Consider the following 22580-nt stretch of genomic DNA (forward strand, 5'->3'; position numbering starts at 1 on the left):
GTCATCAGGAGGGGGCAGAGCGCAAAGAGCTGAGGTAATAAGCCATAACAACAACGGACAGGCACCTTCACCCTGTCCGTTTAGTATATTGTTGCTTTACATTTTCAAGACTTGTTCAGCCAAGGAAAATTTTTAATTCTCGTGCTGCTTATTCCTAAAAATTCCAGAAGACGAGGAAGGTCTTCATCTTTTGAAATGTTTATTACTATGAAGTTGTCCCTACCTTCAAAGTATTTGATAACCTCGCTGTTATAGTTGTCATAATGTCTCTTTAATATGCTCTTGTTATATAAATCATTGTCGTTTATGCCGCAGATCTTCAAGCTCTTGTATAAAAAATCCTTGCTTATGTATCCAGAGTTTTGGAGGTCAAGCTTAGTTGGTGCATGTGCTCCACTACTGAATTTCTTAATATGGAAGTTTAGCAAAGATTGGTACCATTGTTCAGAGTTATCCCTGATAGTTAAGATAAATTTACTGCCAGGAAATGCTTTATCTACATGCTTGTATGTTTCCGGTAAGCTAAATGGAACATCTTGGAAAAACTGAGCGTTTTCGCAATATTTAATAATGCGATGAAAGTATCCATCAAAATAGTCAGTATCTGCCAAGCGCTCAGCTTCACGTTGATCACCTACTACATAGCCAAGCTCAAAGAAAAGGTGCTGTAGAGATGTTGTGCCGGTTTTGTTACGACCTATACAGAATATCTTATTTTTTTCACGTGGGGAATGTGCCTGATTTATTTTATTTAGGCTAGATGTTTTTTTCCAAAAATCTATAAAGTCAAAATACTGAACATTGTCAATAGCATTTAATGGTGAAATGCGAACCATTTTGTTTCCCTTGTGCCATCCTAGCTCACGTATCATTCGACAGAATGTTCTAATTCCTTCTTGGTTTCCATACTGCCTAGAGGTGTGGCTGGACTGTTCAGCGGAAATCCTAAAACTCGACAGGTTTTCCTTTAGCATAACTAGATTTCCACTGCGTAGAATATTCATCCACGCTGCTAAATCAGCACGTCCATATATATCTTCCCCCCCTAGTAAAAAAAGATTTCTTCCATAATGCTCAACTAGGCTTTTGCGGAACATAACGCACGTAGGCTCGCCAATAAAATTAATTAAGCCATGCGCATATAATGACACTAGGTCTTCACCATTGATGTAAGTGTCTTTATCAAATGGGAACTGATATGCAATAGGCTTAGATTGCATAAGAGCTCCCTTTTCATCAATAATATTCCGCTGAGAGCTTGCTAGTGCTGTATTCGGAGTATTATAAAATACGCTTACTAGATTCTTGACGGAGTTAATTGACAAAGTATCATCGTCATAGAGTGGTTTAATAAATTTGCCGCGCGACTCTCTTATGCATCGAGTGATGTTTTCTATCTCGCCTAAAGGTTTTTCATTCCTAAAATATCTAAGTGGCACTCTTGATGTAGAGAGGTAACGCATAACAATCTCTCTAATACCATCTGTAGGGCAGTCATCACAGACGACCACTTCAAAAGATGAATAATCTTGAGAAAGTGCGCTTAGTAAGGCCTCTTCAAACCAGCGAGGCTTAAACGCTGGAATGACAATGGAAACCTCAATATCAGGTTCACTCGATCTTTTCTCTATAGAGTCATAGCCTCGTGTCGCATTTTTACCATTAGGGAGACTTAATCTTTTATCTCTTAAATCAATGCCATAGTCTTTTGAGATCTTCTTTAGCTTGTTTAATGAAGCTAGCTGGTCGAATCCAGTAAAAAAGCGCTCCTGTAGAAGCAAACGATCTTGGCGATTCGCTTTACCGACAAAGTCTTTCTCTGGGTCAACCTCAATCAGTGTGGCCTCTGGGCTATAAATGTGTTCGCCATTGGCCCGCGCTAGGATTGTCAATTCATCATCCGCTGCATGTGACTGGTAACCTGAATAGAACAAGCTTCCATTGTACAACTTGATTATCCAATCCCTCCTCACCATTCCAAAGGATGCTATGAGCCCATTCCATTTCCCATCATTAAATGCCAAGAGTCCCTTGCCGCTTTTTTCTAGCGTCTGATACGCATATCGAAGCCAGTTGCGTCCTGGAAAAGCATCTTCAGCAAGATATACAATATATTTTGTTTCGATATACTTAAATGCGTCATTGATCGTCTTGATAAAGCCTTGGCGAACAGTGTCATGTAAAAGTATGATATTGCAATCAGTTCCTGCCCGCTTTTTAAGGATACGGGCCGTTGCCAGACCTTTCTCGGTGTCAATGGTCGGCATCAATACAACAATGTCAGTTGGATCTTGTAATATGAAACTAGGCAAGTCTCGAACATCAACCATGACGGCATATTCTGAAATATGCTGATTGGGTACTGCAATCGACGGTGGGGTAATCGCGGTCTTTGTAAGCAGAGTGGCAAAGTGGTCCCTGCTGCTCAAATTGCCTTTATATGTTGCTTCCTCTCCCGCTAAGTACTGATCGGCTCTTGTCTCATCCATTTGTGAGAGCAGTTCATATGTTAGGTCTTTCACGCCATACATGGTACGCAGAACAAACGCTAGCTTTGTTAGCTGGTTATCATTGAGTTGCGTTAACCGCTCTTGGCTGGGCAGGTATAGCGCGTCAGCAGTTACCAGTTCTGTGGCTTGGCACTGCTCCGAGAGCTTATCTTTAGGCAAACGGCTTCGATGTTGCGGCTCATGTAGGCGATAGAAGCGGAACCCATGGCGAGAAGCCCAATGGCTCATCTCCGCCAAGTTGGGTTGGCGTTCGTGACTATTCTGAAAGACTACTTTGGCCTGAATGAGCAGGGCATCTTTCAACGCTTGCCCACCATTTTCAAGAATGGCGGCGCTGTCGTTCATGGCGTCCAAGACTAGCCAATCGATAGCGGGCAGGCCCTCGACCTTATCCAATGCAATGGTACTAAGCGGCACCTGCGTCAGAATTTGGCTGCCTTTGGCAATGTCTTCAGGCAGGTCACTACCCTGAAGTGGCTTCAGTGAAGCGCTGAGCTTGGGATCAAGGCAGGCATAAAGTGCTCCGGGCTGCCCATTGCCCAACGTTGTATTGGGATAGTAGTGCACCCCTTCATGGTTCTTAAGCGAGGTGTCCAGTGCATGGCTAGCTGGGTCGAAAACGATCAGTTCTAGCGTCTTATTCTGGAGCATCTGACGTATTACATCGCTATGCAGCAGCTGACCACCATTGTTGATCGCAATGATCTTGCCTTTGAATTGCCAGCTGAATTCGCTGCGACCTTCTTCCAATGCCTCAGGGTGAGTAATCTCGACTGGCTGATCTTCATCCTCAAACTGAGCGATTCCCTCCTTATCCAGGGTAAGGGCAGCAGGGGATTTGCCTTCGCAGTAGCGCTGCCAGATGGCGCGCATCGCAGTGGTGAAATGCTTTGCGAAGCGCGGGCCATCACAGACTGGGGATTGCAGGAGAACATCACGCAAATGAGTACGAATAGTACTTAGGCTATCCAAGTCACTTGCCAGCTCAATGACACGGGCACGGTACTCATCCCAGCTGTTCGTTACCAGCTCCGGCATGCCGGCATTGACCAGGTGAGTTGCCGAATGGCGACCGGCAAAGGTAGGCCCGGGCATTGTAACGACTGGGACGCCCATAAGGAGGGCTTCGCAGGTAGTCAGGCCGCCGGAGTAAGGCCAGGAATCGAGGGCGATATCTACTTGATTATAGGCTTCGAGAAACTCTTTATGCCCGGCAGGCCCCTCCATAATGACGCGGTGTGCCTCGACACCCTGCTGTTTTAATGTGGCGAAAATCCTATTGCAGAATCCTTGATCATCATACTGCGCTCCCTTCAGCAATAGCCTCGAATCGGGAACTGATTGAAGTAGCTGCGCCCACTCGATAAGTAAAACATCGTTGATCTTGGCTGGGTTGTTGAAGCAGCCAAAGGTAACATGCCCGTTAGCCAAGGCAGGAAGTGACTGGATATTCGGGGCATATTCAGGAGGCATATAGCAAATATAATCATCTGGCAGGCGAATCAGCTTTTCCAGATAAGCATCGTCAATGCCTGGCGGGGTTTCCACAACATCGCTGAGTAGGTAATCGATTGCCTCAAGTCCGGTTGTATTTACCAATCCACCGACCCACTTGATAATGAGCGGAGCCGGCTTGCGGACCAGCGTGTCTAGCCTATTGCCATCTCCATGACCGCTTAAATCAAACAGGATATCGATTTTATCGCTACGTAATTTATTAGCCAATGCTTCGGCATCTAAAGACGCGATAGGGTGCCAATATTGAACACACTGCTTGAGACGTGCAGTGACATGGTCATTAATATCATTGGTGGGGTAGGCTATGACCTCGAATGCTTCGACTGGCAGGGCCTCCAAAACCGTAGTAATCATTAAGCCTACTGGATGACTGCGTAAGCCTGCCGAAATCAAACCCAGACGTAGCCGTTTTCTAGACTCGGCCTGTGTCGAGTGCTCAAGATGCGCTTCGCCAGCAGAGGACAGCTTTCGACCCCAGTGAAGAATCTGCGAATGAATATACTCGGCATTGTGGGCCGGATTGTAGTGCAAGTTGAACACCAAACTCGAAAAGGCCAACACGTTTTGGCTATCCAGCGTCAAGGCTTTTTGAAAATGCTGTTCCGCTTCATCGAAGTGCCCAAGCTCAGCGAGCTTGTTGCCTACCAGTGTGTAAAGAGATGGATTTGACTTATTAATTGAGATTAGTTGATGACATTTTTCCCGCATGCCATCGAAACGTCTGGCCTTGGCGCGTATCGTAATGTAATAGGTAAGTATTTCGTCATCGTTTGGTAACAAGGCGTAAGCCTTATCAATCTCATCCACGGCTTGCAGAAACTTACCCTGACCGAAGCGGGCCCGGGCGATGCCTAGGTGTGCGTGAGCTATATCTGGATGGATAGTCAGTGCCTGCTCCAATGCATCGGTGGCCTCTTCCCAGCGATGCAGGCTGAGGTTGGCCTTGCCCAACGCTAGCAGTAGCTCGGTATCGCCGGGGTGCAAAGATAGCGCCATGTCGTACACGGCAATAGCATCTTCCGTTCGCTGGCTATGGGTGAGGCACAGGCCCAGCCACTTCCATCCGAAAGCTTGGTCGGGATAGCGCTGGGTAAGTTTATCTGCTAAGCGGCGTACCTTGGCCATTTCCCCTGATTGGTAAGCCTTCAAGAGTGTATGCTGTTGCGCCACAGGGATGGTGGAAGCATTATCGCTTTGCCGAGAAATAGTGCTCGGCGTGCTCTGGCGTGTTGAAGGGGAGAGCGACTTTCTTGACTTGCGGGACATGACAATCACCAGACCATAATTACAAATCCGGAGCTTATCAGTACGATCAGCCAGCTGAATCGAAGAAAAGGCTCTCCCAAGTCGCGTATATGTGACCTTCAAGTGTAAGCGGGATGGAGGGGGCAGATACGAAAAAAGGCCCCCAATATGGGGGCCGGCGATACCTGAAGGTATCTAAGGTTCACCGTAGGCTTGGTCTTAGCCCAGCAGAGACAGTACGCCCTGCGGAACTTGGTTAGCCTGTGCGAGTACAGAAGTACCAGCCTGCTGAAGAATCTGGGCGCGGGTCATGTTGGAGACTTCGACGGCATAGTCGGCGTCTTCGATACGTGAACGTGCTGCTGACAGGTTGGTCTCGGTTGTCGCCAAATTATTGATGGCGCTGTCGAAACGGTTCTGGATGGCACCCAGGTCACTGCGCAGAGCATCTACTTCATTCAATGCACTATCCAGTCGGTCAAGGCTGCCAAGCCCGGCTGCTTGCATTTCGGCTTCAGTTTTTGGAGTAGATGTGCCATCAAACGTGACGTCTACAGTACTCGAACCTGCGCTAGCAACATCGACTGTAGCAGTGTCGTAGTAGTTTCCTTCTGTGTCACGCACGTAGTAACTATCGTCGCTACCCTTAAACACACCATCCACAGTGACAGTCGAAGAAGCGCTGCTGTCAGTGAAATTAAAGGTGGCGTCGGATGCTGCAACATCGCCGCCAGCGTCTTCAAAGCCACCTGCTTGGACGGATTTAGCGAAGCCACCAGTAACATCGAACCCTTGCAGGCCCAACTCGTCAGAATTAATTTCCTTCAAGCTGATGTTAATAGTCTCTCCGTCGTTGGCGCCAACCTGGATGGAAAGCTCCTGATCGCTGGCAAGTACCTTGACGCCGTTGAAGCTGGTTTCCTCTGAGATACGGTTGATCTCGTTGAGGCGCTGGCCAATCTCGTTCTGGATGGACTCCAGGTCGGAATCGCTATTGGTGCCATTCTGAGCCTGAACGGTCAGCTCACGAACACGCTGCAGGTTGTCGTTGATCTGGTTCAGGGCGCCTTCGGTGGTCTGCGCGACGGAAATACCGTCGTTGGCGTTACGCTGAGCAGTTGACAGGCCGGTGATTTGGGCTGACATGCGGTTGGCAATGGCCTGACCAGCAGCGTCATCGGCGGCGCTGTTGATGCGCAGACCGGAGGACAGACGCTCCATGGAGGTGGTCAGCGCCGATTTGGAGTTGGTCAGGTTCTGCTGAGAGATCAGCGCAGTGATGTTGGTATTGATGACTGACATCTGTATTTCCTTCTAAAAACCTAGTTAGGTCTTGGGGGCTCCAGCAGTGAAGGCTGCTTGTTCGCCCTCACCACAACGGCGCCGTTGGCCGTTACCCTGTATATCGTCGCTATCGGGAAATGCTTTAGGGTAAATTGCACTTTTTTTGGAAGGGAAACAGGAAGAAGGGAAACGGCCCTTTTAATGGCGCCATCTGGGGGTTGTGCATGCCGAGTATCGATGTGGTCGTTCAGCTATCTGCTGATGAGTGCCTTAGGCATTACCGGGGTGAGGTACAGAGCGTTTACGCGACCAGCGTCGATGGGCGTCGCGTGCTGTTTCCTGCCAGGGCGCTGCGGCGCATTTTGCGCCGCGATGGGGTTAACGGCGTGTTTCGGCTTGTCTTTACCGAAGACGGGCGGTTCGAGTCGATCACCGCCCTGCGGTCAGCTAGTGGCTAACGCTCACCAGCCAGAGATGTTAGGAAGCGCTTTCGCTTTTCTTCGGAACTAAGGGGCTGGGCTGACAAATGGATCAGTTTGGTCATGGCGGCCTCGGGCGTCATGGCATCACCTGCCATAACGCCGGCCTCGATCAGCGCTTGGCCGGCAGCGTATGTGCCGATCGACACAGGGCCTTGCGGGCATTGGCTGATCGCGGCGAGCAGCTTGCCTTCGCCGACGGCTTGAGCGAATACACCGGCCAGTTCGCGGTCATCGGGAATGTTGCCGCTGCCCCAAACTTCCAGTAATGCGCCATGCACGTTTTCATCAAGCAACCAGTTGGCAAGCAGGCGCGGCGACATGCCTGGCCACAGCGCGATGCGTACGATAGGCGAGGTACCGAGAGCGGCATAATCGGGTAACTCGAAGCGCGGCAGGCCGCGCTGCTGAACCTCGAGCCCGCGTGATGGGTAAAGCACAGGGGCGCAATCTACCATCTCGCCTAGCAGTGGGTAGTTAGGGCTGGCGAAGCCATCGAAGCGGTGGGTATCCCACTTGCGTGTACAAACACCCCGCATCAGCTTGCCGGCGAAGCAGACGGCGACTTCCTGTAGCGAAGGCAGGGCAGCGAAGCGCAGGGCGGTTTCTACATTGTTCAGGGCATCGCTACCTTCCGCTTCCAAAGGCAACTGGGCGCCGGTCACGATGACGGGGCGGTCGATGCCTTGAAGCTGATACGCCAGGCTAGCGGCGGTCCAGGCCAGCGTATCCGTGCCATGCAGGACGACAAAACCTGCGTAGGTCACCGGGTCGCTATACCGTTCCGCAATGTCGCGCGCCAACCGCTGCCAATCGGCGGGTGTGGCGGCACTGGAATCGATCGGCTGGGTATACTCCAGCACCTCGAAATCGGGGAGTGAAGCCTGGCGATCCGGAGGTAACTGGCTCAACGCGTTGCGCAGCCGCTGCTCGATATTTTTACCCGGGATCAGGCCGCGTTCACCCGGTACCATGCCAAGGGTGCCGCCAGTGTAGATGACAAGAAGGGGGGTAGAAGTCATGGGACGGTTTACCTGTGTGTTAAGCCCTGTCTAAAGTCGGCGAGCGCAGGCACGTTTCAGACAGGTCGAGTTACTGGCGCGCAGTGATCAATTGGCCTTGCGGGTCCAGGTCCAGTTGACGCTGGCGACCGGCTAGCAACGCGCAAGCCATGGCGGCTGCCACGAAGGCCAGGAGAACACTGGTCAGCACACCCAGCCCGGTGGTGTACTCCAACAAAATGCCAACGAGCAAGGGACCGGTGGCAGCAAGGCTATAGCCAATGCCCTGTGCCATACCCGATAACTTGCCGGCCAACCGAGAATTAGCACTACGTAGCACGATGAGTGTCAGGGCCATGCTGAAGCTGCCGCCTTGACCGAGGCCCAGCAGGATGACGCCCGGCCAGCGCCAGGATAGGGGCGCCTGAAGAAGGATGACGATGCCGGCCGCCGTACAACTGAGCAGCAACAGTATCGTGGGGCGCTGATCGCGACCCAGTCGTGCCAGCCAGGGCGCGCCCAATGCGGTGATTAACTGGCCCATGACGGATGCCGCGAGCAGCCATCCTGCTTCGGCTTCACCAAGACCGCGGCGTTGCAGCAGGACGGGCAGCCAACCGAAGACGATATAGGCTAGCGCCGATTGGCTGCCCATATAGCCGGTGACTTGCCAGGCGAGCGGATTACGGAGTAGGCGCACCTTGGGCATGCTTGGCGTAGCGTCGGTGGATTGGGTAGGGCGAGGATGTGGCATGCGTAGACGCCAGGCGATCAGCGCCAGGAATGCCAGCAATGCCCAGCTACCGAGCCCTAGCTGCCAGCTCCCCAACCAGTTGGCCAACGGCACGCTAAGCCCTGCACCTAGCGAGCCGCCCAGACACAGCGCCATGGTGTAAACGCCCGTGACGATATCCGCCCCTTTAGGTAATTCACGTTTGACCAGGGCAGGCAGCAACGTTCCGGAAATGCCGATCGCCGCGCCGACAAGCAGGGTGCCGGCGTATAGGGGGAAGGGATGGCTATTGGCACGTAGGGTCAGGGCGCACCCCAGCAGCAGCAGGGCCAGACTAAGCGTTCGTTCCGCGCCGAGGTGTTTGGTTAGCCAAGGTGCCAAGGGTGCGAAAATTCCTAGACACAGCACCGGTAGGGTCGTCAGCGCGCCGATTGCCATCGCCGACAGGCCCATGTCCTGCTGTATGCGGACTAGCATCGGGGCCATGGAGGAGAGCGCCGGACGCAAGTTGAGCGCGACCAGAATCATCAGTGCTAGGAAGGGAGCGAGCTGGCGCCAGTTAACGGTAGCCGTCATTGGGATCCTTACGATTGATAAGGGTCGTTGTCCTTGTCGGCCCGTTGCCATTGAGGCGAGGTGTGGCCGAGAGGCTCGATAGGAATGAATTCGCTCTTGGCGCGTGGAGATTCGACTTTGGCACGAATCCCGCTGGTGTCTTCCACGCTGATTCGGCGAGGTTGGCCCTGGTAATCGATTGGCTGGATAACCAGGCGTCCTTCGTGAAGCCAGCAGCGCTGCGGGACCCAGGCAACCTTCCAGTGACAATCGCGCCATGTGGCATGATTGTCGCTATCGAGCCGGAAATCCTCTTCAGGAATCAATGCAGCGAATTGCGCGGAATTGAGTACGGCGTCGTTGCCCCCCATGCGCACCGGGCCGCGGAATTCTCCGTTGCGTAATTGCTGAAGCGTTTTATTGGCATTGCCTTTCGCCGCCACGCTGCCCTTGCCGCACACGTGCAGCAAGCCCTCGTCGACTTGCTTGACGATCCAGAGCGAAAGGACTTTCTTGCGTGTTAACCAGTCAGCGAGTCTCATTCAGTTGTGCCCGAGCGGCTCCATAGAAAAAGTCGGTGAGGTGGTCATGGTTTCATGAACGTTGCCAGATCACCACGAACGCTATCCAAAAACGTCACGAAGCGGATGTCTTGAGTCTGGTCATGTCGATCGATGCGACAACCCATGGTCATGCTTCGTTTAACGAGAATTTCGTCGAAGATTTCCAGTGTCACCTTGCTGGCGGTTTTTTCACCGGGCTCGATGAAGCCATCTTCAAGGGTGAAGGACTCCAGTAGCGTGGCGCGGACCCGAGTCGTTCCGCCTTCTGCAAGCACGCGGCGAACGAATAACCAGCCCTCACAGGCTAGAGATTCGCCATTGTCCCGCTTTCGCTCGAAAAGCGTGCGATAACAGGCGCTTTCCTTGGCACCCTTGTCGGCCATGCTGCGATACGCTTCCGTGACCCGGCTGGCCATGGCCCCCGAGTCGGCCAGCTTGCGTAGTGCGGCGGCATGCTCGCGCTGCAACTGATCCTGGCGTTGGAACGTTTGCCAGCGTCGATAGTCGGCAAACAGATTGGTCGAATCCATGACGGCTTCCTTGGTGTATATGGCGCGTTGGCTCAGGTAGGGCTGAACCAGGAAAGGCCCCTATGATGGCGCACCTGATTCACCCTGTCACGAGCCCTAAAGCTACAGCCGTTTACGCCGATACAGTGAAATGAATAGCTATCACCAAGCTTTTTGAGACGTTGAACTCTCTAGGGGCTGGTAAAAAGGTCTTATCTATAGGGGATCGTCATGGCGAGTATTTCTTCACTGGGTATCGGTTCGGGGATGGACCTGAACGGGCTGCTCGGGCAGCTCGAGTCCGCCGAGCGGCAGAAGCTAACGCCGATTACAGCACAGAAAAGTAGCTATAACGCCAAGATTTCGGCGTTTGGCAAGCTGGAGTCGGCACTGGACAAGTTTCAGCAAGCCGCAGCCAAGCTCAACAACGCAGATGCCTTTCGTGCAGTAAAAAGTAGCGTCACTGGGGATGCATTTACGGCGGCCGCAGACACCACAGCGGTGGCTGGGACTTACAAGATCAGCGTGAGCCAGTTGGCTCAGGCCCACTCTCTAGCTTCTACTGGTGTCGCAGACAAAACAGCAGAGCTTGGAGCGGGAACCATGAGCATCACCATGGGTGGCGAAACCATGGATGTCTCCATCGTGGATGGCGAGAGTTCCCTTGAAGATATTCGTGATGCCATCAATACGAAAGAAGGCGGAGCTACTGCATCCATTATCAATGATGGTGGCGCGACGCCTTATCGATTGGTTCTTACATCCAAAAGTACTGGCACCGATTCTGCCATGAGTGTCGCTATCAGTGGCAATACGCAGCTGAATGCCGATGGTTCCAATACGTTAGTGGAAACGGTTGCGGCGCAGGATGCCAAGCTTTCAGTCAATGGTATCGGTGTTACCAGCCAGTCAAACAGTGTCAAGGAAGCCGTGCAGGGGGTGACGCTCAATCTCACCAAGACAATTGACGCGGCTACGCCAGAAACCCTGACTATTTCTCAAGACAGCGAGGCCATCACCAAGAATATTCAGTCATTCGTTGATGCCTACAATTCTCTCAAAACCACCATGGATAGCCTGACGTCATACAACGCTGAAACCGGCTCTGCTGGGCAGTTGCTTGGTGACAATACCATGCGCAGCGTAGAAACCCGTCTGCGTAGCGTAATGACAGGCAGTCTGGGAGAAGGCAGCTTGCAAATGCTGTCAGATATCGGTGTCGAACTGAAGCTTGATGGCAAGCTGGAAGTCAATACCGAGAAGCTGGACGAGCTGGTGGCCAATAGCCCAGAGGGCTTGAGTCGCTTCTTTGGCGGTAGCGAAACAGTCGATGGCTTTTCCGACAAGCTGGAAGCCACGCTAAAGACCATGCTTGACGACAAAGGGATGCTTGATAACGCTACTTCCGGTTTGAAAGACCGGATAAGCTCGCTTGATGATCGCTACGATCGTGTCGAGAGCAGCATCAACTCAACCATCGAGCGCTATCGAAAGCAGTTTGCGGATATGGACATGCTGGTGTCTCAAATGAATTCGACCATGAGCTATCTGAGCCAGCAATTTGAAGCCATGAACGCTCAACTGGGCAAGAGTTAACGGAGCATAAAATGGGTGCAATGCGTGGTGCCGGTGCTTATGCCCGGGTAGGCGTAGAAACGGGAGTGATGTCAGCATCACCTCATCAATTGATCGTCATGCTGTTCGACGGGGCTCAGGCGGCGATTCGGGCTGCCAAGCTGCATATGCAGCAAGGTAACGTGACTGAGAAGGGCAAGTCGCTTTCGAAAGCGATTGATATTGTCAATAACGGCTTGTTGGCGGCGCTGGATCGGGAAAAAGGCGGAGAAATCGCTGACAATCTCGGTTCGCTCTATGATTACACTTGCCGCTTACTCTTGCAGGCCAACCTGCATAACGATGAGCAGCGCCTCGACGAGGCGGCGAAGCTGCTTGAAGACATTAGTTCTGCCTGGCGTGAAATCGCGCCGCAGGCAAGGAGTTAACCATAAATGACGGCGGCAAACGAAGTGCTTGCTGGTTATGAGAAGCTACTGCAGCGCTCGGCGCGTATGTTGGCTTGGGCCCGACAAGGGGAGTGGGCGCAACTCGTGCAGGAAGAGTCCGTATACGTTGTAGCAGTCGAAAACCTGAAGCGACTGGAAGCCGAATGCATGCTGGACTCAGCAAGTATGCAGCGGAAGGCCGACCTGCTTGAACGTATCCTTGAACAGGATGTCGAGGTGCGTCAGTGCCTGGAAGCGCGCCGTGATGAGCTGAGCGGGCTCATCGGCGAGACTCGTCGTCGTCATGATATGTCTCGGTCTTATGGTGCTGTAGCGGCTGCCCAGCCAACGCCGATCGAACAAGGGCGGCGGTGAGCGGCATCATCACCCCGATTCTCGACACGCTTCTGCATGAGGTGCTGGGCAAGCGTGTCGAGACTCAGGTCAATCGAGATCTGCTCGAGCCAGTCAAGCCGCTTACCACGGGACATGCGCCAAGAGCGGTGCATAGTGACTCCCGTCTTAATGCCGAACAAGCCGCTACCCAGCGGCAGAGTGGAGTTGGGGGGGCGGCCACATCGCAGGCTTCCCAGTCACCTTCCTTGGCGCCGGCCTCCACATATACCCATTTCAGCGCGGCAGCGCGCAGCATTGCCGATATTCTTGTCAAGTTCCCGGCACCCCCGTCTGTCGTTAAGTCGCCTGCGCCACTCGTGGAGAATGGCGAATCCATTGAGCCGTCCCAGCTAGCTTCACGTCTGCGCCAGAACATTGAAGCGTCTGGCCTCTTTTATGAGGCGCATTTGGCGCGCTGGCATCGTGGTGACATATCTCGCTCGCTGCTTGAGCGCGAGCCACAGATGCAGCTCTTCTTTCAGCGGCATCAAGGCGGGCCGCTTGGTGTGCCTGAGGGGCAACAGGGTAGAAGTCTTACCGGAAACCGTGGAAGCGATGCGATAGGAGCGCAACAGGGGCGGGCGCAGCCACAAGCACCTGGTACCTTGATTTACACCCCTCCATCCTCGACAGCCTCAACGACTCAAAGCCCGCTTTTGCCTATGCAGCAGGAGGGAATGCAGCCGGCTCAGGGGCATGCATTTGCTCAAACCGGCGATAATGGTCCTGATGCGCCCCGCATGGCACTAGCCAATGGCAGTGAGCTGGCTGATGACGCGCTGCAAGGCATCGTGAGGCATCAGCTGGAACTGATGGTAACGCCAACACTTCGCTGGGAGGGGGACCTTTGGTCTGGGATCTTCATGGCGTTAGCCATTCATGTTCCCGAGGCGATGGGAAGGCATGGGGAACGAGGTGGAGAAGAGGCGGAACAAGATAGCGAGGAAGACGAAGCCGTTTGGCATAGTGAATTGACCTTGAGCCTGCCCAGACTGGGCACGCTGGGTGTCAATTTCTATCTCAAAGGGACCTCGCTGAACTTGACTTTGGAATGTGACGATGAGTCCAGCGTTGCTGCCTTGCGAACCGAAAGTCATGATCTGGAGGCTCGTCTGGGCCGCTGTGGGTTGGCTGATGTCAAGGTCAGTATCATGCCGAAGCGTGATGCATCGGAGGGTATGGAACCATGACGAAAGAGCGGCAGATGCCAAGCCGGCGTCGCCAGGCGGTGGCCTTGGCTTACACGGGGGGTGACCAAGCCCCCACGGTGCTTGCCAAGGGCTATGGCGAGCTGGCAGAGCGCATCATCAATGAGGCTCAGTCGCAAGGCATTTTCGTCCACGATGCCCCCGAGTTGGTTAGCTTGTTGATGCAAGTCGACCTGGACTCGCGTATCCCACCGGTTTTATACGAGGTCATTGCAGAGCTGTTGGCTTGGGCGCATGGGATTGATTCTCAATAAAGTGGCCATGTTCGTTGAAGCGGTTCGTCTCGCATTTAACGCAGGTTAGAATTATCACAATATTCAGCCTAACTATTACTTGAGAAATATTTAGTAAATTCTTTTAAAAACAGTCGCTTACGTAAAACTCTTGCGTTTGGTCAATAAGATTAGAACTTTAGTCATTTCTTTTGTGTAAAGTGTTGCAACGTTTCATAAAAACGTCTCACAATAGGGACATAATGAAACACCAAGAGTCGTCTTCTGGAGACAGGCTCATAATAACCGAATGGCCTTAGGCCATCGTTTTACGCAAACGCAGGGAATGACCAACATGCTGACTGATAGCCTCCTGAATGACATTCAGGACATTAATCTCTCGTACCTGTTGCTGGTGCAGCGTCTCATTAATGAAGATCGCGCCACTGCCATGTTCCGCCTCAAGATCAGCGAACCTATGGCAGACATGCTGGCTTCGCTTTCCGTCAAGCAACTGGGCCAGTTATCACGGACCAACCAGTTACTGTGCCGTCTGTGTTTCGATGACCCCGAGCAGCTCTTGAAGCTGACCACTGATCCGCGTGAGCAGGGGCTGGGCCAGACGCATGCCGCGCTTCTGATGGCCTCGGTGTCGACTCGCTCCAACGTTCAGGCGGGGTAAGTCGACATGGCCGAGAAGAGCCTGGTCAGTGAAATGCAGCAGGTCCAGATGGCCATCGAGTTGATTGAGCTCGGTGCTAGGCTGCAGGTTCTCGAGACCGAGACAGATCTAAGTCGTGCGCGCCTTATCAAACTTTATAAGGAAGTCCGTGGCATGTCTCCCCCCAAGGGTATGCTGCCGTTCTCCACAGACTGGTTTGTTACCTGGTTGCCGAACATCCATTCCTCGCTGTTTTACAATATTTATGAACGGCTGGTGGAAGATCACGGCTGTGAGCGGATGAGCGCATTCGTCAGAGCGTTTCGGCTGTATCTTGAGCAGTTGGCTCTTGAAGACGCCGAGCCGGTGCTAGGGCTAACCCGCGCCTGGACGCTGGTGCGCTTTTTCGAAAGCGATATGCTCGAATTATGTAAATGCACCAGCTGCAGCGGCCAATTCGTGGTTCATGCGCATACGCCATCGCGCGATTTTGTCTGTGGCATTTGTCAGCCTCCATCACGGGCTGGTAAGACCCGCAAGCGCCGTGAGGCACTCGAAGCAGGGCGACGGGCCGCGAGCGATAATGAAATGACATTGTCACAAGCTCGTCGGGCCTAGCAGAGGCCCTCTCCCGCTAAACCGCAGCGTTTTACGCTGCGGTTTTTTTTGCGCGAAATCTGTGTGCTCGTAGCCCTCAAGCTCAACGCAACGTTGCCGATAACAGATTTAAGTAACTCATTCTGCAAGGCGAGGACGTGTCCGCGTGTTAATCCCCATCGGCTATTTCATTGTTATCGCGTCGGTCTTCGGCGGTTACTTGATGGTGGGCGGCCATCTCGGCGCCCTCTATCAGCCTGCTGAGTTGGTCATGATCGGTGGCGCGGCTGTCGGCGCTTTTGTGGCGTCGAACAGCGGCAAAGCCATCAAGGCAACGTTCCGGACCTTTTCCAAGCTCAAGCGAACCGCCAAGTACAACAAGCTCATGTACATGGAGCTGATGGCACTGCAGTACAAGTTGCTGGCCAAGGCGCGCCGTGACGGCATGCTGGGCATCGAGCGAGACATCGACGACCCGCAGAACAGCGCCATTTTTGCCGACTATCCCAAGCTGTTGGCGGATCCCATGGTGATGGCTTTTTTGACGGACTATCTGCGTCTAATGGTCAGCGGCAACATGGATCCGTTCGAGATCGATGCACTGATGGAACACGAGATCGAAACCTTTCAGCATGAGGCGGAAGTGCCGGCACACGCCCTGCAAACGGTGGGTGATGGTTTGCCCGCGTTCGGCATCGTTGCCGCCGTGATGGGGGTCGTTCATGCCTTGGGTTCAGCGGATCAGGGCGCCGCTGAGATGGGAATCCTGATCGCCCACGCTCTGGTCGGCACCTTCCTGGGTATCCTGCTGGCCTATGGTTTCGTCAATCCGCTGGCTGCGCGTATCAACCTGCAAATCGCTGAAGCGGTGAAAATGCTGCATTGCATTCGCGTCACGCTGATGGCGAGTCTCAATGGCTACGCACCGCAATTGGCCGTGGAGTTTGGTCGCAAGGCGCTCTATACCGCCGAACGTCCTACCTTCAGCGAGCTGGAGGATCACGTGCGAAATTCCAAGAGCTCGGTGGGGGGATCATGAGCGGCGCCCATCGTCCCATTGTCATCAAGCGCAAGAAGAAAGTTGCTGGCGGACATCATGGAGGGGCCTGGAAGATAGCCTACGCCGACTTCATGACCGCGCTGATGGCCTTGTTTCTCGTTTTATGGTTGTTGTCGACGGCATCGCCGTCAGAACTCAAGGGCATATCTGAATACTTTCGTACGCCGCTGCCGGTCGCCATGGCAGGAGGGGACAAGAACACGGCCAGTAATAGTGCCATTCCTGGTGGCGGGCCTGATCCGGCGCACGTCGATGGAGAGCAGATGCGTGTCGATCGTCGCCAGGAAACCCGCCCGAGCGATGAGCAGCGTCGCCTCATCAATCTAGAAAAGCGCATTGAATCAGTGATCGAGAGCAAGCCTAACCTGAGGGAGTTGCGTTCCCAACTGCGGATGGCAATGACGCCTGAAGGCCTGCGTATCCAGATCGTCGATACTGAAAAGCGCCCCATGTTCGAGTTGGGTAGTGACCGTGTTGCCCCCTATATGCGGGACATCTTGCGGGCCATTGCCCCCGTACTCAATGAGCTGCCCAATCGCATCAGTCTGAGTGGCCACACCGATAGCGTGCCTTACGTCAATGGTGAGAAAGGCTACAGCAACTGGGAGTTGTCAGCCGATCGTGCCAATGCCTCCCGTCGTGAGCTGGTAGTCGGCGGGCTCGATGCCGAAAAGCTGCTGCGCGTCGCGGGGATGGGCGCCCGTATACCGCTTACAGAGGTTGATGGCAACGATGCCGCCAACCGGCGGATTAGCATTCTTGTGCTCGACAAGCGAGCAACCGCGTCTATCACCAACCAAAGCGTGCAGACCTGGTCTGAAGCGCCGCCGAAAATAGCGTCTCCCGCCGGTGAAGATGTACCGGAAGAGTCGGCCGTAGTGGTACCCAATATGGCATTGGAGTCGCTCAACGATGCGATCAATGCCCCTTGAGACCTGTGTGGATTAGAGAATGGATATTACTGAATTCTATGAAACCTTCTTCGAGGAGGCGGAGGAGCTCCTGGGCGACATGGAGCGTCACCTGCTCGAGTTGGATGTCGACGACCCGGACTCCGAACAGCTCAATGCGATTTTCCGTGCTGCGCATTCCATCAAGGGGGGGGCCGGGACGTTCGGTTTCCTGGTGTTGCAGGAAACCACCCATATTCTCGAAAACCTTCTCGATCACACGCGACGTGGAGAACTAACACTGCGGCGTGACATCGTCGACACCTTTCTGGAAGCCAAGGATATGTTGCACGACCAGCTAAACGCCTATCGCAATAGCGCCGAGCCCGACCCGGAAGCCTTCGAGCGCATCTGCAAAACCCTTAAGCAGCTGGCCTTGGATGAGTTGGGCAAGTCGATGGGTGACGTTGCGAGTGGTGCCTCCGCCTCGGCGCAGCCGGCCCCACCGCAGCCGGAGCCTGAACCCGAACCGGTTGCCGAAGCGTCTGTTGGGGCGGGAGATGAAGGTAACGCCTTATGTGTGGCGTTGCTGGGTGTCGATGACAAGGACCGCGAGTTGCTCGTCGAAGAACTGGGCCAGCTAGGTGAGATTCGTGAGCAGCGGGGCGATGCCAAGCGCTACGAAGTCATCCTGTCGACCGGTGTGAGCACTGACGATATCGAAGCTGTCATGTGCTTTATCGTCGAGCCCGAGCAGGTTCAGATCAGCAGCGTTAGTGGAGGAGCTGCCTCCGCGGTACCTGACATCAGTGCCAAGAAGGACGAGGCGCCAGCGGTAGAAGACAAGCCGGCTCCCAAGGCCCAAGCGCCGGATGAACCGGCCAAGCCTGCTGCCGAAAAGGCTGCCAAGCCGCCTGCCAAGGTGCAGGGCGGAAAGAACAAGGCAGGCGGGGAATCTTCCCTGCGTGTGCCGGTGGACAAGGTCGATCAGATTATCAACCTGGTCGGTGAACTGATCATCACCCAGTCAATGCTCGACCAGACGGCTAGCGAGTTCGATGGCGTGACTCACAGCGCCTTGCATAACGGACTCAATCTGCTGCAGCGCAACGCGCGCGACCTGCAGGAAGCGGTCATGTCGATCCGCATGATGCCGATGGATTACGTGTTCAGCCGTTTTCCGCGTCTGGTTCGTGATCTGGCTGCCAAGCTCGACAAAGACATCGAACTCGTCACTGAAGGCAAGTCTACCGAACTCGACAAGAGCCTGATCGAGCGCATCATCGATCCGCTGACCCACCTGGTCCGCAACAGTCTCGACCATGGCATCGAGTCGCCGGACAAGCGTGAAGCCGCCGGCAAGCCGCGTACCGGTAAGCTAACGTTGTCCGCCCAGCATCAGGGCGGCAACATTTTGATCGAAGTCATCGACGACGGTGCCGGCCTGTCTCGCAAGAAAATCCTCGCCAAGGCCGAGGCCAATGGCCTGGCTGTCTCCGACAGCATGAGTGACGACGAAGTCTGGCAGTTGATCTTCGCCCCGGGCTTCTCTACCGCTGACAAAGTCAGTGACGTGTCCGGCCGTGGCGTTGGGATGGATGTCGTCAAGCGCAACATCCAGTCGATGGGCGGCCATGTCGAGATAGTCTCTCGTGAAGGTCAGGGCACGACGACACGTATCGTACTGCCGCTGACGCTGGCGATCCTCGATGGTATGTCGATCAAGGTGGGTGAAGAGGTGTTCATTCTGCCGCTGGGTGCTGTCCTCGAATCGCTGCAGCCCAACGAAGACGACCTGTATTCCATGGCCGGTAACGACCTGCTGCTCAAGGTGCGGGACGAGTACCTGCCGGTCATTGCCCTCCATCAGGTGCTGGATGTGCAGCAGGCGCGTACCAAGCTCACCGAGTGCATCGTGGTCATCGTGCAGGGTGAAGGTCGTCGCTACGCTCTGGTAGTGGACGACCTTGTCGGACAGCAGCAGGTCGTCGTCAAGAATCTTGAAACCAACTATCGCAAGGTGCCGGGGATTTCCGCGGCCACCATTCTCGGCGATGGCAGCGTCGCACTGATTTTGGATATTGCCGACCTGCATCGCCTCAGTCGCCGTAAGGCGCCGCGCCGTAGCAATGATCAACAGCACCAGCTCGTTCAGGAGGTACTTCCGTCATGACTGCCGTTTCTCAGGCTAACAACTCGCTCCAGCAGGCCAGCCACGCTGCCATCGACACCCAAAGCAGCGAGTTCCTCGTCTTCTCGCTGGGCGAGGAAGAATATGCCGTCGATATTCTCAAGGTTCAGGAGATTCGTGGCTACGAGAACGTTACGCGTATCGCCAACGCGCCCGACTTCATCAAAGGGGTAACCAATCTGCGCGGCGTGATCGTGCCGATCGTCGATCTGCGTATCAAGTTCCACCTCGATAAGGTCGAGTATGGTGGCCAGACCGTAGTGATCGTGGTGAATGTTGCCGACCGTGTGGTAGGCATCGTGGTCGATGGTGTCTCCGATGTCATGACGCTGTCGCCCGATCAGATCAAGCCGGCACCGGAGTTCGGTGTGGCCTTGTCCTCAGACTACCTGAGTGGCCTGGGCAGTCTGGATGATCGGATGTTGGTGCTAGTCGACATCGACAAGTTGCTGACCAGTGAGGAAATGGCCCTGGTCGACCGGACGGCCAAGTAAACAGGCTAGGAAACCCTCCTGGTATCACCCGCGCGGCTAAACAGTAGCCTGCGCGGGATGCGTCGAATGATAGGCATAGACCATAACAAAAGAACCCAGCGAGGCCTTGAGCCTTGGGTACAAGAACAGGGGAAGCGTCATGCAGAACAATCAACCGGTTACGCACCGGGAATATGTCATTGATGATGATAGCTATCTGATTTCCCGTACCGACCTGAAGGGCCGGATTACTTACGCTAACCCGGCCTTTATCGAGGTCAGTGGCTTTTCTCATGAAGAGCTGGTTGGGGCGCCACATAGTATCGTTCGGCACCCCGACATGCCGGAAGCGGCCTTTGCCGATCTTTGGCAAACCCTCGAAGCCGGCAAATCCTGGGAAGGACTGGTCAAGAATCGCCGTAAGGACGGTGACCATTATTGGGTTCATGCCAGCGTAACGCCGATTTTCGAAGGCGGGGAAATCCAGGGCTACGCCTCGGTGCGCGTTAAGGCGACGGCCGAAGAGTGTCAGCAAGCCGAGCAGTCCTACGCGCTGATGCGTGAAGGTAAGGGCAAGCGGTTGATGCTGCATCATGGCCAGCTCCGGCGGCGTGGCTTGGTGGCACGGCTGAGACGGCTCAACCTGCGTTCCATGCGCGCTCGGTTAGTGATGCTGATAGGGGTAGCCGCAGCGCTGATCTTGGCGAGCGGGGGAATGGGGCTTTATGCCCTCGAAGAAGCAGGCCAGCGTTTTACTCGGTTGAATCAGGACGGTTTAGAAGACGTTGCGCGTCTGCAAAAGATCGAACAGCTAGTCACCCAGAGCCATCAGTCCCTTTCTCGTCTCGAGCGGCTCGAACTGCTCGATACTCGTGGCGAGCGCGCCGACGAATTGCAGGGCCTGATCGAGCGCATCAATGCATATTGGGCCGAGTTTAACCGCCCTGCCAACCAGACTGCGTTGATCAATGAGTTCGGCAAGCATCTGCATCATTATGTAGATGAGGATCTTCAAGATACAGTCGATGTGCTGCGCAGCGAGGATGCCTTCCAGGCGTTCGTTGCACTGGAAGGCATGATTGAAGAGTTACAAAAGGAAGGTGACCTCACTTCGCAGCAAGTCAATGAACTGATCGCGGAGAAGCAGTCACAGGCGCGTACCCTGGCTGAACAGGCTACTGCCGAAGAGCGGCAGATGTGGCTCTTTCAGGCCGGGCTGTTGCTGGCGGGATTGACGTTGCTGATCCTTATGGGGGCGTTCATCATTCGCGCCATTCTGCGACCTGTCAATGAATCGGTGGCGTTCACCCGGCAGATCGCGGCGGGCAATCTGGGCGCCAGCATGCCCAGCCAGCGAAATGATGAACTAGGGCTGCTCATGCGTGCTCTGGACACCATGCGCCAAAGTCTCGGCAGCATCGTGGTAGACGTTAATCAGAGCGTGAGTGTGGTGCGTCCGGCGTCGCGCGATATCGCGTCGGGTAACGAAGACCTGTCGTCACGAACCGAGCAACAGGCTGCCTCGCTGGAGGAAACCGCCTCGAGCATGGAAGAAATGACGGCGACCGTGAAGCAGAACGCGGCCAATGCGCGTGAAGCGAGCGGCTTGGCCAGCAGTGCAGCAGGAGCCGTGCGAGAGAGTGGCGAGGTCATGGGGCAGGTGGTAACCACCATGGATCGCATCACCGAAAGTTCGCGCAAGGTCTCTGAAATCATTGGTGTCATCGACTCGATTGCCTTTCAGACCAATATTCTGGCGCTCAATGCCTCGGTCGAAGCAGCACGGGCTGGTGAGCAGGGACGCGGATTCGCGGTAGTGGCTGGTGAAGTACGCAACCTGGCGGGTCGCTCTGCGGACGCTGCACGTGAGATTCGTGCCTTGATCGATGGTTCGGCCCAGGAAATTGGTGGTGGGGCTGACCTGGTCAAGAAAGCCGAATCCTCCATCGAACAGGTCGTGGCCTCGGTGCTCAAGGTCAACGACATCATGGGCGAGATCGCCTCTGCCTCCGATGAGCAGACGCGCGGTATCGAACAGATCAATCAGGCCATTGCGCAAATGGATGAAGTGACGCAGCAAAACGCTGAACGTGTCCAGACTTCCGCAAGGGCAGCGACCAACCTGACTCAACAGGTCGCGCAGCTTGCCAATGCCGTGGCCGTGCTTCGCTTGAGGGGGCAGGGGGAGGAAGCGGTTGATCGTGCAACGCGCTTCAAGGCTGCTGACGCACGTCACCAATCCACGACTAACTCACTGTCTATCGGTGCCAATGAAAAGAAAGCAGCCAGGTTGGTCAAGACCGAAACAAAAGAGGAGTGGGAAGAGTTTTAAGCTGCCTGCCTCTTTTCTCTTTAGCTACGTGCTCCCAAGCATGTGCCCGTAGGCACATGCTTTTTAGCCTAACTGAACTTGGTCGACTTTAGTTATTGCGCCGGCCGATGGGCTTGCCAACAACCCTTGAAAGTTTATTGCAATCATCGACAGAGAATTA

Annotated in this window: 19 protein-coding genes; 13 read left to right on the forward strand and 6 right to left on the reverse strand. The window is 54.4% G+C overall.

Going from position 1 to position 22580, the window contains the following annotated elements:
• Positions 1–104 precede the first annotated feature (104 nt).
• Together F568_RS23870 and F568_RS0109255 are read right to left on the reverse strand one after the other, a co-directional pair.
• Positions 105–5294: an O-linked N-acetylglucosamine transferase family protein gene (locus F568_RS23870; RefSeq protein ID WP_083933009.1), complete on the reverse strand. Its 5190-nt coding sequence runs from the start codon at positions 5292–5294 to the stop codon at positions 105–107.
• Positions 5295–5492: 198 nt separating this feature from the next.
• Positions 5493–6575: a FliC/FljB family flagellin gene (locus F568_RS0109255; protein ID WP_019018438.1), complete on the reverse strand. Its 1083-nt coding sequence runs from the start codon at positions 6573–6575 to the stop codon at positions 5493–5495.
• Between the two features lie 206 nt (positions 6576–6781).
• Between F568_RS0109255 and F568_RS0109260 the strand changes: the two genes are divergently transcribed.
• A complete protein-coding gene (locus F568_RS0109260) occupies positions 6782–7015 on the forward strand; it encodes a DUF2835 family protein (protein ID WP_026300441.1) in 234 nt (77 codons plus the stop codon).
• Here F568_RS0109260 and F568_RS0109265 read toward each other — a convergent pair.
• The 4 genes from F568_RS0109265 to F568_RS0109280 form a co-directional block, all read right to left on the reverse strand.
• The gene (locus tag F568_RS0109265; RefSeq protein ID WP_019018440.1) at positions 7012–8058 is read right to left on the reverse strand and encodes an asparaginase; all 1047 of its coding nucleotides are present in this window, start codon (positions 8056–8058) and stop codon (positions 7012–7014) included. The two genes, F568_RS0109260 and F568_RS0109265, sit on opposite strands and share 4 nt — an antisense overlap.
• 70 nt (positions 8059–8128) lie before the next feature.
• Positions 8129–9346 carry an MFS transporter gene (locus tag F568_RS0109270; protein ID WP_019018441.1) on the reverse strand — a complete coding sequence of 406 codons (1218 nt, stop codon included), beginning with the start codon at positions 9344–9346 and terminating at the stop codon, positions 8129–8131.
• Between the two features lie 8 nt (positions 9347–9354).
• The gene (locus tag F568_RS0109275) at positions 9355–9867 is read right to left on the reverse strand and encodes a hypothetical protein (RefSeq protein WP_019018442.1); all 513 of its coding nucleotides are present in this window, start codon (positions 9865–9867) and stop codon (positions 9355–9357) included.
• 44 nt (positions 9868–9911) lie between these two features.
• Positions 9912–10418, reverse strand: coding sequence for a hypothetical protein (locus tag F568_RS0109280; protein WP_019018443.1), 507 nt, complete (start codon positions 10416–10418; stop codon positions 9912–9914).
• 210 nt (positions 10419–10628) lie between these two features.
• Here F568_RS0109280 and fliD point away from each other — a divergent pair, with 210 nt between their 5' ends.
• The 12 genes from fliD to F568_RS0109340 all read left to right on the forward strand — a co-directional run bounded on the left by fliD (position 10629) and on the right by F568_RS0109340 (position 22420).
• Entirely contained in the window at positions 10629–11993 is a 1365-nt protein-coding gene (gene fliD / locus F568_RS0109285; protein ID WP_019018444.1) for a flagellar filament capping protein FliD, read from the forward strand.
• Between the two features lie 11 nt (positions 11994–12004).
• Complete coding sequence (gene fliS, locus F568_RS0109290) at positions 12005–12400, forward strand: flagellar export chaperone FliS (protein WP_019018445.1); 396 nt, start codon at positions 12005–12007, stop codon at positions 12398–12400.
• A 6-nt stretch (positions 12401–12406) separates the two neighbouring features.
• On the forward strand, positions 12407–12775 hold the full coding sequence (gene fliT / locus F568_RS0109295; protein WP_019018446.1) for a flagellar protein FliT: 369 nt from the start codon (positions 12407–12409) through the stop codon (positions 12773–12775).
• A complete protein-coding gene (gene fliK, locus F568_RS23875; RefSeq protein ID WP_019018447.1) occupies positions 12772–13986 on the forward strand; it encodes a flagellar hook-length control protein FliK in 1215 nt (404 codons plus the stop codon). Before fliT ends, fliK begins: the two co-directional genes overlap by 4 nt.
• Positions 13983–14258: an EscU/YscU/HrcU family type III secretion system export apparatus switch protein gene (locus tag F568_RS0109305; RefSeq protein ID WP_026300443.1), complete on the forward strand. Its 276-nt coding sequence runs from the start codon at positions 13983–13985 to the stop codon at positions 14256–14258. The genes fliK and F568_RS0109305 overlap by 4 nt, the downstream gene beginning before the upstream one ends.
• 313 nt (positions 14259–14571) lie before the next feature.
• Positions 14572–14898, forward strand: a complete 327-nt coding sequence (flhD, locus tag F568_RS0109310) for a flagellar transcriptional regulator FlhD (protein WP_026300444.1) — start codon at positions 14572–14574, stop codon at positions 14896–14898.
• A 6-nt stretch (positions 14899–14904) separates the two neighbouring features.
• Positions 14905–15495: a flagellar transcriptional regulator FlhC gene (flhC, locus tag F568_RS0109315; protein ID WP_019018450.1), complete on the forward strand. Its 591-nt coding sequence runs from the start codon at positions 14905–14907 to the stop codon at positions 15493–15495.
• A 145-nt stretch (positions 15496–15640) separates the two neighbouring features.
• Positions 15641–16513, forward strand: coding sequence for a flagellar motor stator protein MotA (gene motA, locus F568_RS0109320; protein WP_019018451.1), 873 nt, complete (start codon positions 15641–15643; stop codon positions 16511–16513).
• Positions 16510–17466, forward strand: coding sequence for a flagellar motor protein MotB (gene motB / locus F568_RS0109325; RefSeq protein ID WP_019018452.1), 957 nt, complete (start codon positions 16510–16512; stop codon positions 17464–17466). The genes motA and motB overlap by 4 nt, the downstream gene beginning before the upstream one ends.
• 19 nt (positions 17467–17485) lie before the next feature.
• Positions 17486–19597, forward strand: a complete 2112-nt coding sequence (gene cheA / locus F568_RS0109330; protein WP_019018453.1) for a chemotaxis protein CheA — start codon at positions 17486–17488, stop codon at positions 19595–19597.
• Positions 19594–20109 carry a chemotaxis protein CheW gene (locus F568_RS0109335; RefSeq protein ID WP_019018454.1) on the forward strand — a complete coding sequence of 172 codons (516 nt, stop codon included), beginning with the start codon at positions 19594–19596 and terminating at the stop codon, positions 20107–20109. Before cheA ends, F568_RS0109335 begins: the two co-directional genes overlap by 4 nt.
• A gap of 139 nt (positions 20110–20248) precedes the next feature.
• On the forward strand, positions 20249–22420 hold the full coding sequence (locus F568_RS0109340) for a methyl-accepting chemotaxis protein (protein ID WP_019018455.1): 2172 nt from the start codon (positions 20249–20251) through the stop codon (positions 22418–22420).
• Positions 22421–22580 lie beyond the last annotated feature (160 nt).

The organism is Modicisalibacter luteus DSM 23508, assembly GCF_000378505.1.
GTDB classification, from domain to species: Bacteria; Pseudomonadota; Gammaproteobacteria; order Pseudomonadales; family Halomonadaceae; genus Modicisalibacter; species Modicisalibacter luteus.

Excerpts from the sequence above, each read along its gene's own strand:
- F568_RS0109275 (WP_019018442.1), bottom strand. The coding sequence starts at position 9,867 with ATGAGACTCGCTGACTGGTTAACACGCAAGAAAGTCCTTTCGCTCTGG.
- fliD (WP_019018444.1), top strand. The coding sequence starts at position 10,629 with ATGGCGAGTATTTCTTCACTGGGTATCGGTTCGGGGATGGACCTGAAC.
- F568_RS0109340 (WP_019018455.1), top strand. The coding sequence starts at position 20,249 with ATGCAGAACAATCAACCGGTTACGCACCGGGAATATGTCATTGATGAT.
- F568_RS0109305 (WP_026300443.1), top strand. The coding sequence starts at position 13,983 with ATGACGAAAGAGCGGCAGATGCCAAGCCGGCGTCGCCAGGCGGTGGCC.
- F568_RS0109265 (WP_019018440.1), bottom strand. The coding sequence starts at position 8,058 with ATGACTTCTACCCCCCTTCTTGTCATCTACACTGGCGGCACCCTTGGC.
- F568_RS23870 (WP_083933009.1), bottom strand. The coding sequence starts at position 5,294 with ATGTCCCGCAAGTCAAGAAAGTCGCTCTCCCCTTCAACACGCCAGAGC.
- F568_RS0109280 (WP_019018443.1), bottom strand. The coding sequence starts at position 10,418 with ATGGATTCGACCAATCTGTTTGCCGACTATCGACGCTGGCAAACGTTC.
- F568_RS0109255 (WP_019018438.1), bottom strand. The coding sequence starts at position 6,575 with ATGTCAGTCATCAATACCAACATCACTGCGCTGATCTCTCAGCAGAAC.
- F568_RS0109270 (WP_019018441.1), bottom strand. The coding sequence starts at position 9,346 with ATGACGGCTACCGTTAACTGGCGCCAGCTCGCTCCCTTCCTAGCACTG.
- motB (WP_019018452.1), top strand. The coding sequence starts at position 16,510 with ATGAGCGGCGCCCATCGTCCCATTGTCATCAAGCGCAAGAAGAAAGTT.
- cheA (WP_019018453.1), top strand. The coding sequence starts at position 17,486 with ATGGATATTACTGAATTCTATGAAACCTTCTTCGAGGAGGCGGAGGAG.
- fliS (WP_019018445.1), top strand. The coding sequence starts at position 12,005 with ATGGGTGCAATGCGTGGTGCCGGTGCTTATGCCCGGGTAGGCGTAGAA.
- F568_RS0109335 (WP_019018454.1), top strand. The coding sequence starts at position 19,594 with ATGACTGCCGTTTCTCAGGCTAACAACTCGCTCCAGCAGGCCAGCCAC.
- F568_RS0109260 (WP_026300441.1), top strand. The coding sequence starts at position 6,782 with ATGCCGAGTATCGATGTGGTCGTTCAGCTATCTGCTGATGAGTGCCTT.
- fliT (WP_019018446.1), top strand. The coding sequence starts at position 12,407 with ATGACGGCGGCAAACGAAGTGCTTGCTGGTTATGAGAAGCTACTGCAG.
- flhD (WP_026300444.1), top strand. The coding sequence starts at position 14,572 with ATGCTGACTGATAGCCTCCTGAATGACATTCAGGACATTAATCTCTCG.
- flhC (WP_019018450.1), top strand. The coding sequence starts at position 14,905 with ATGGCCGAGAAGAGCCTGGTCAGTGAAATGCAGCAGGTCCAGATGGCC.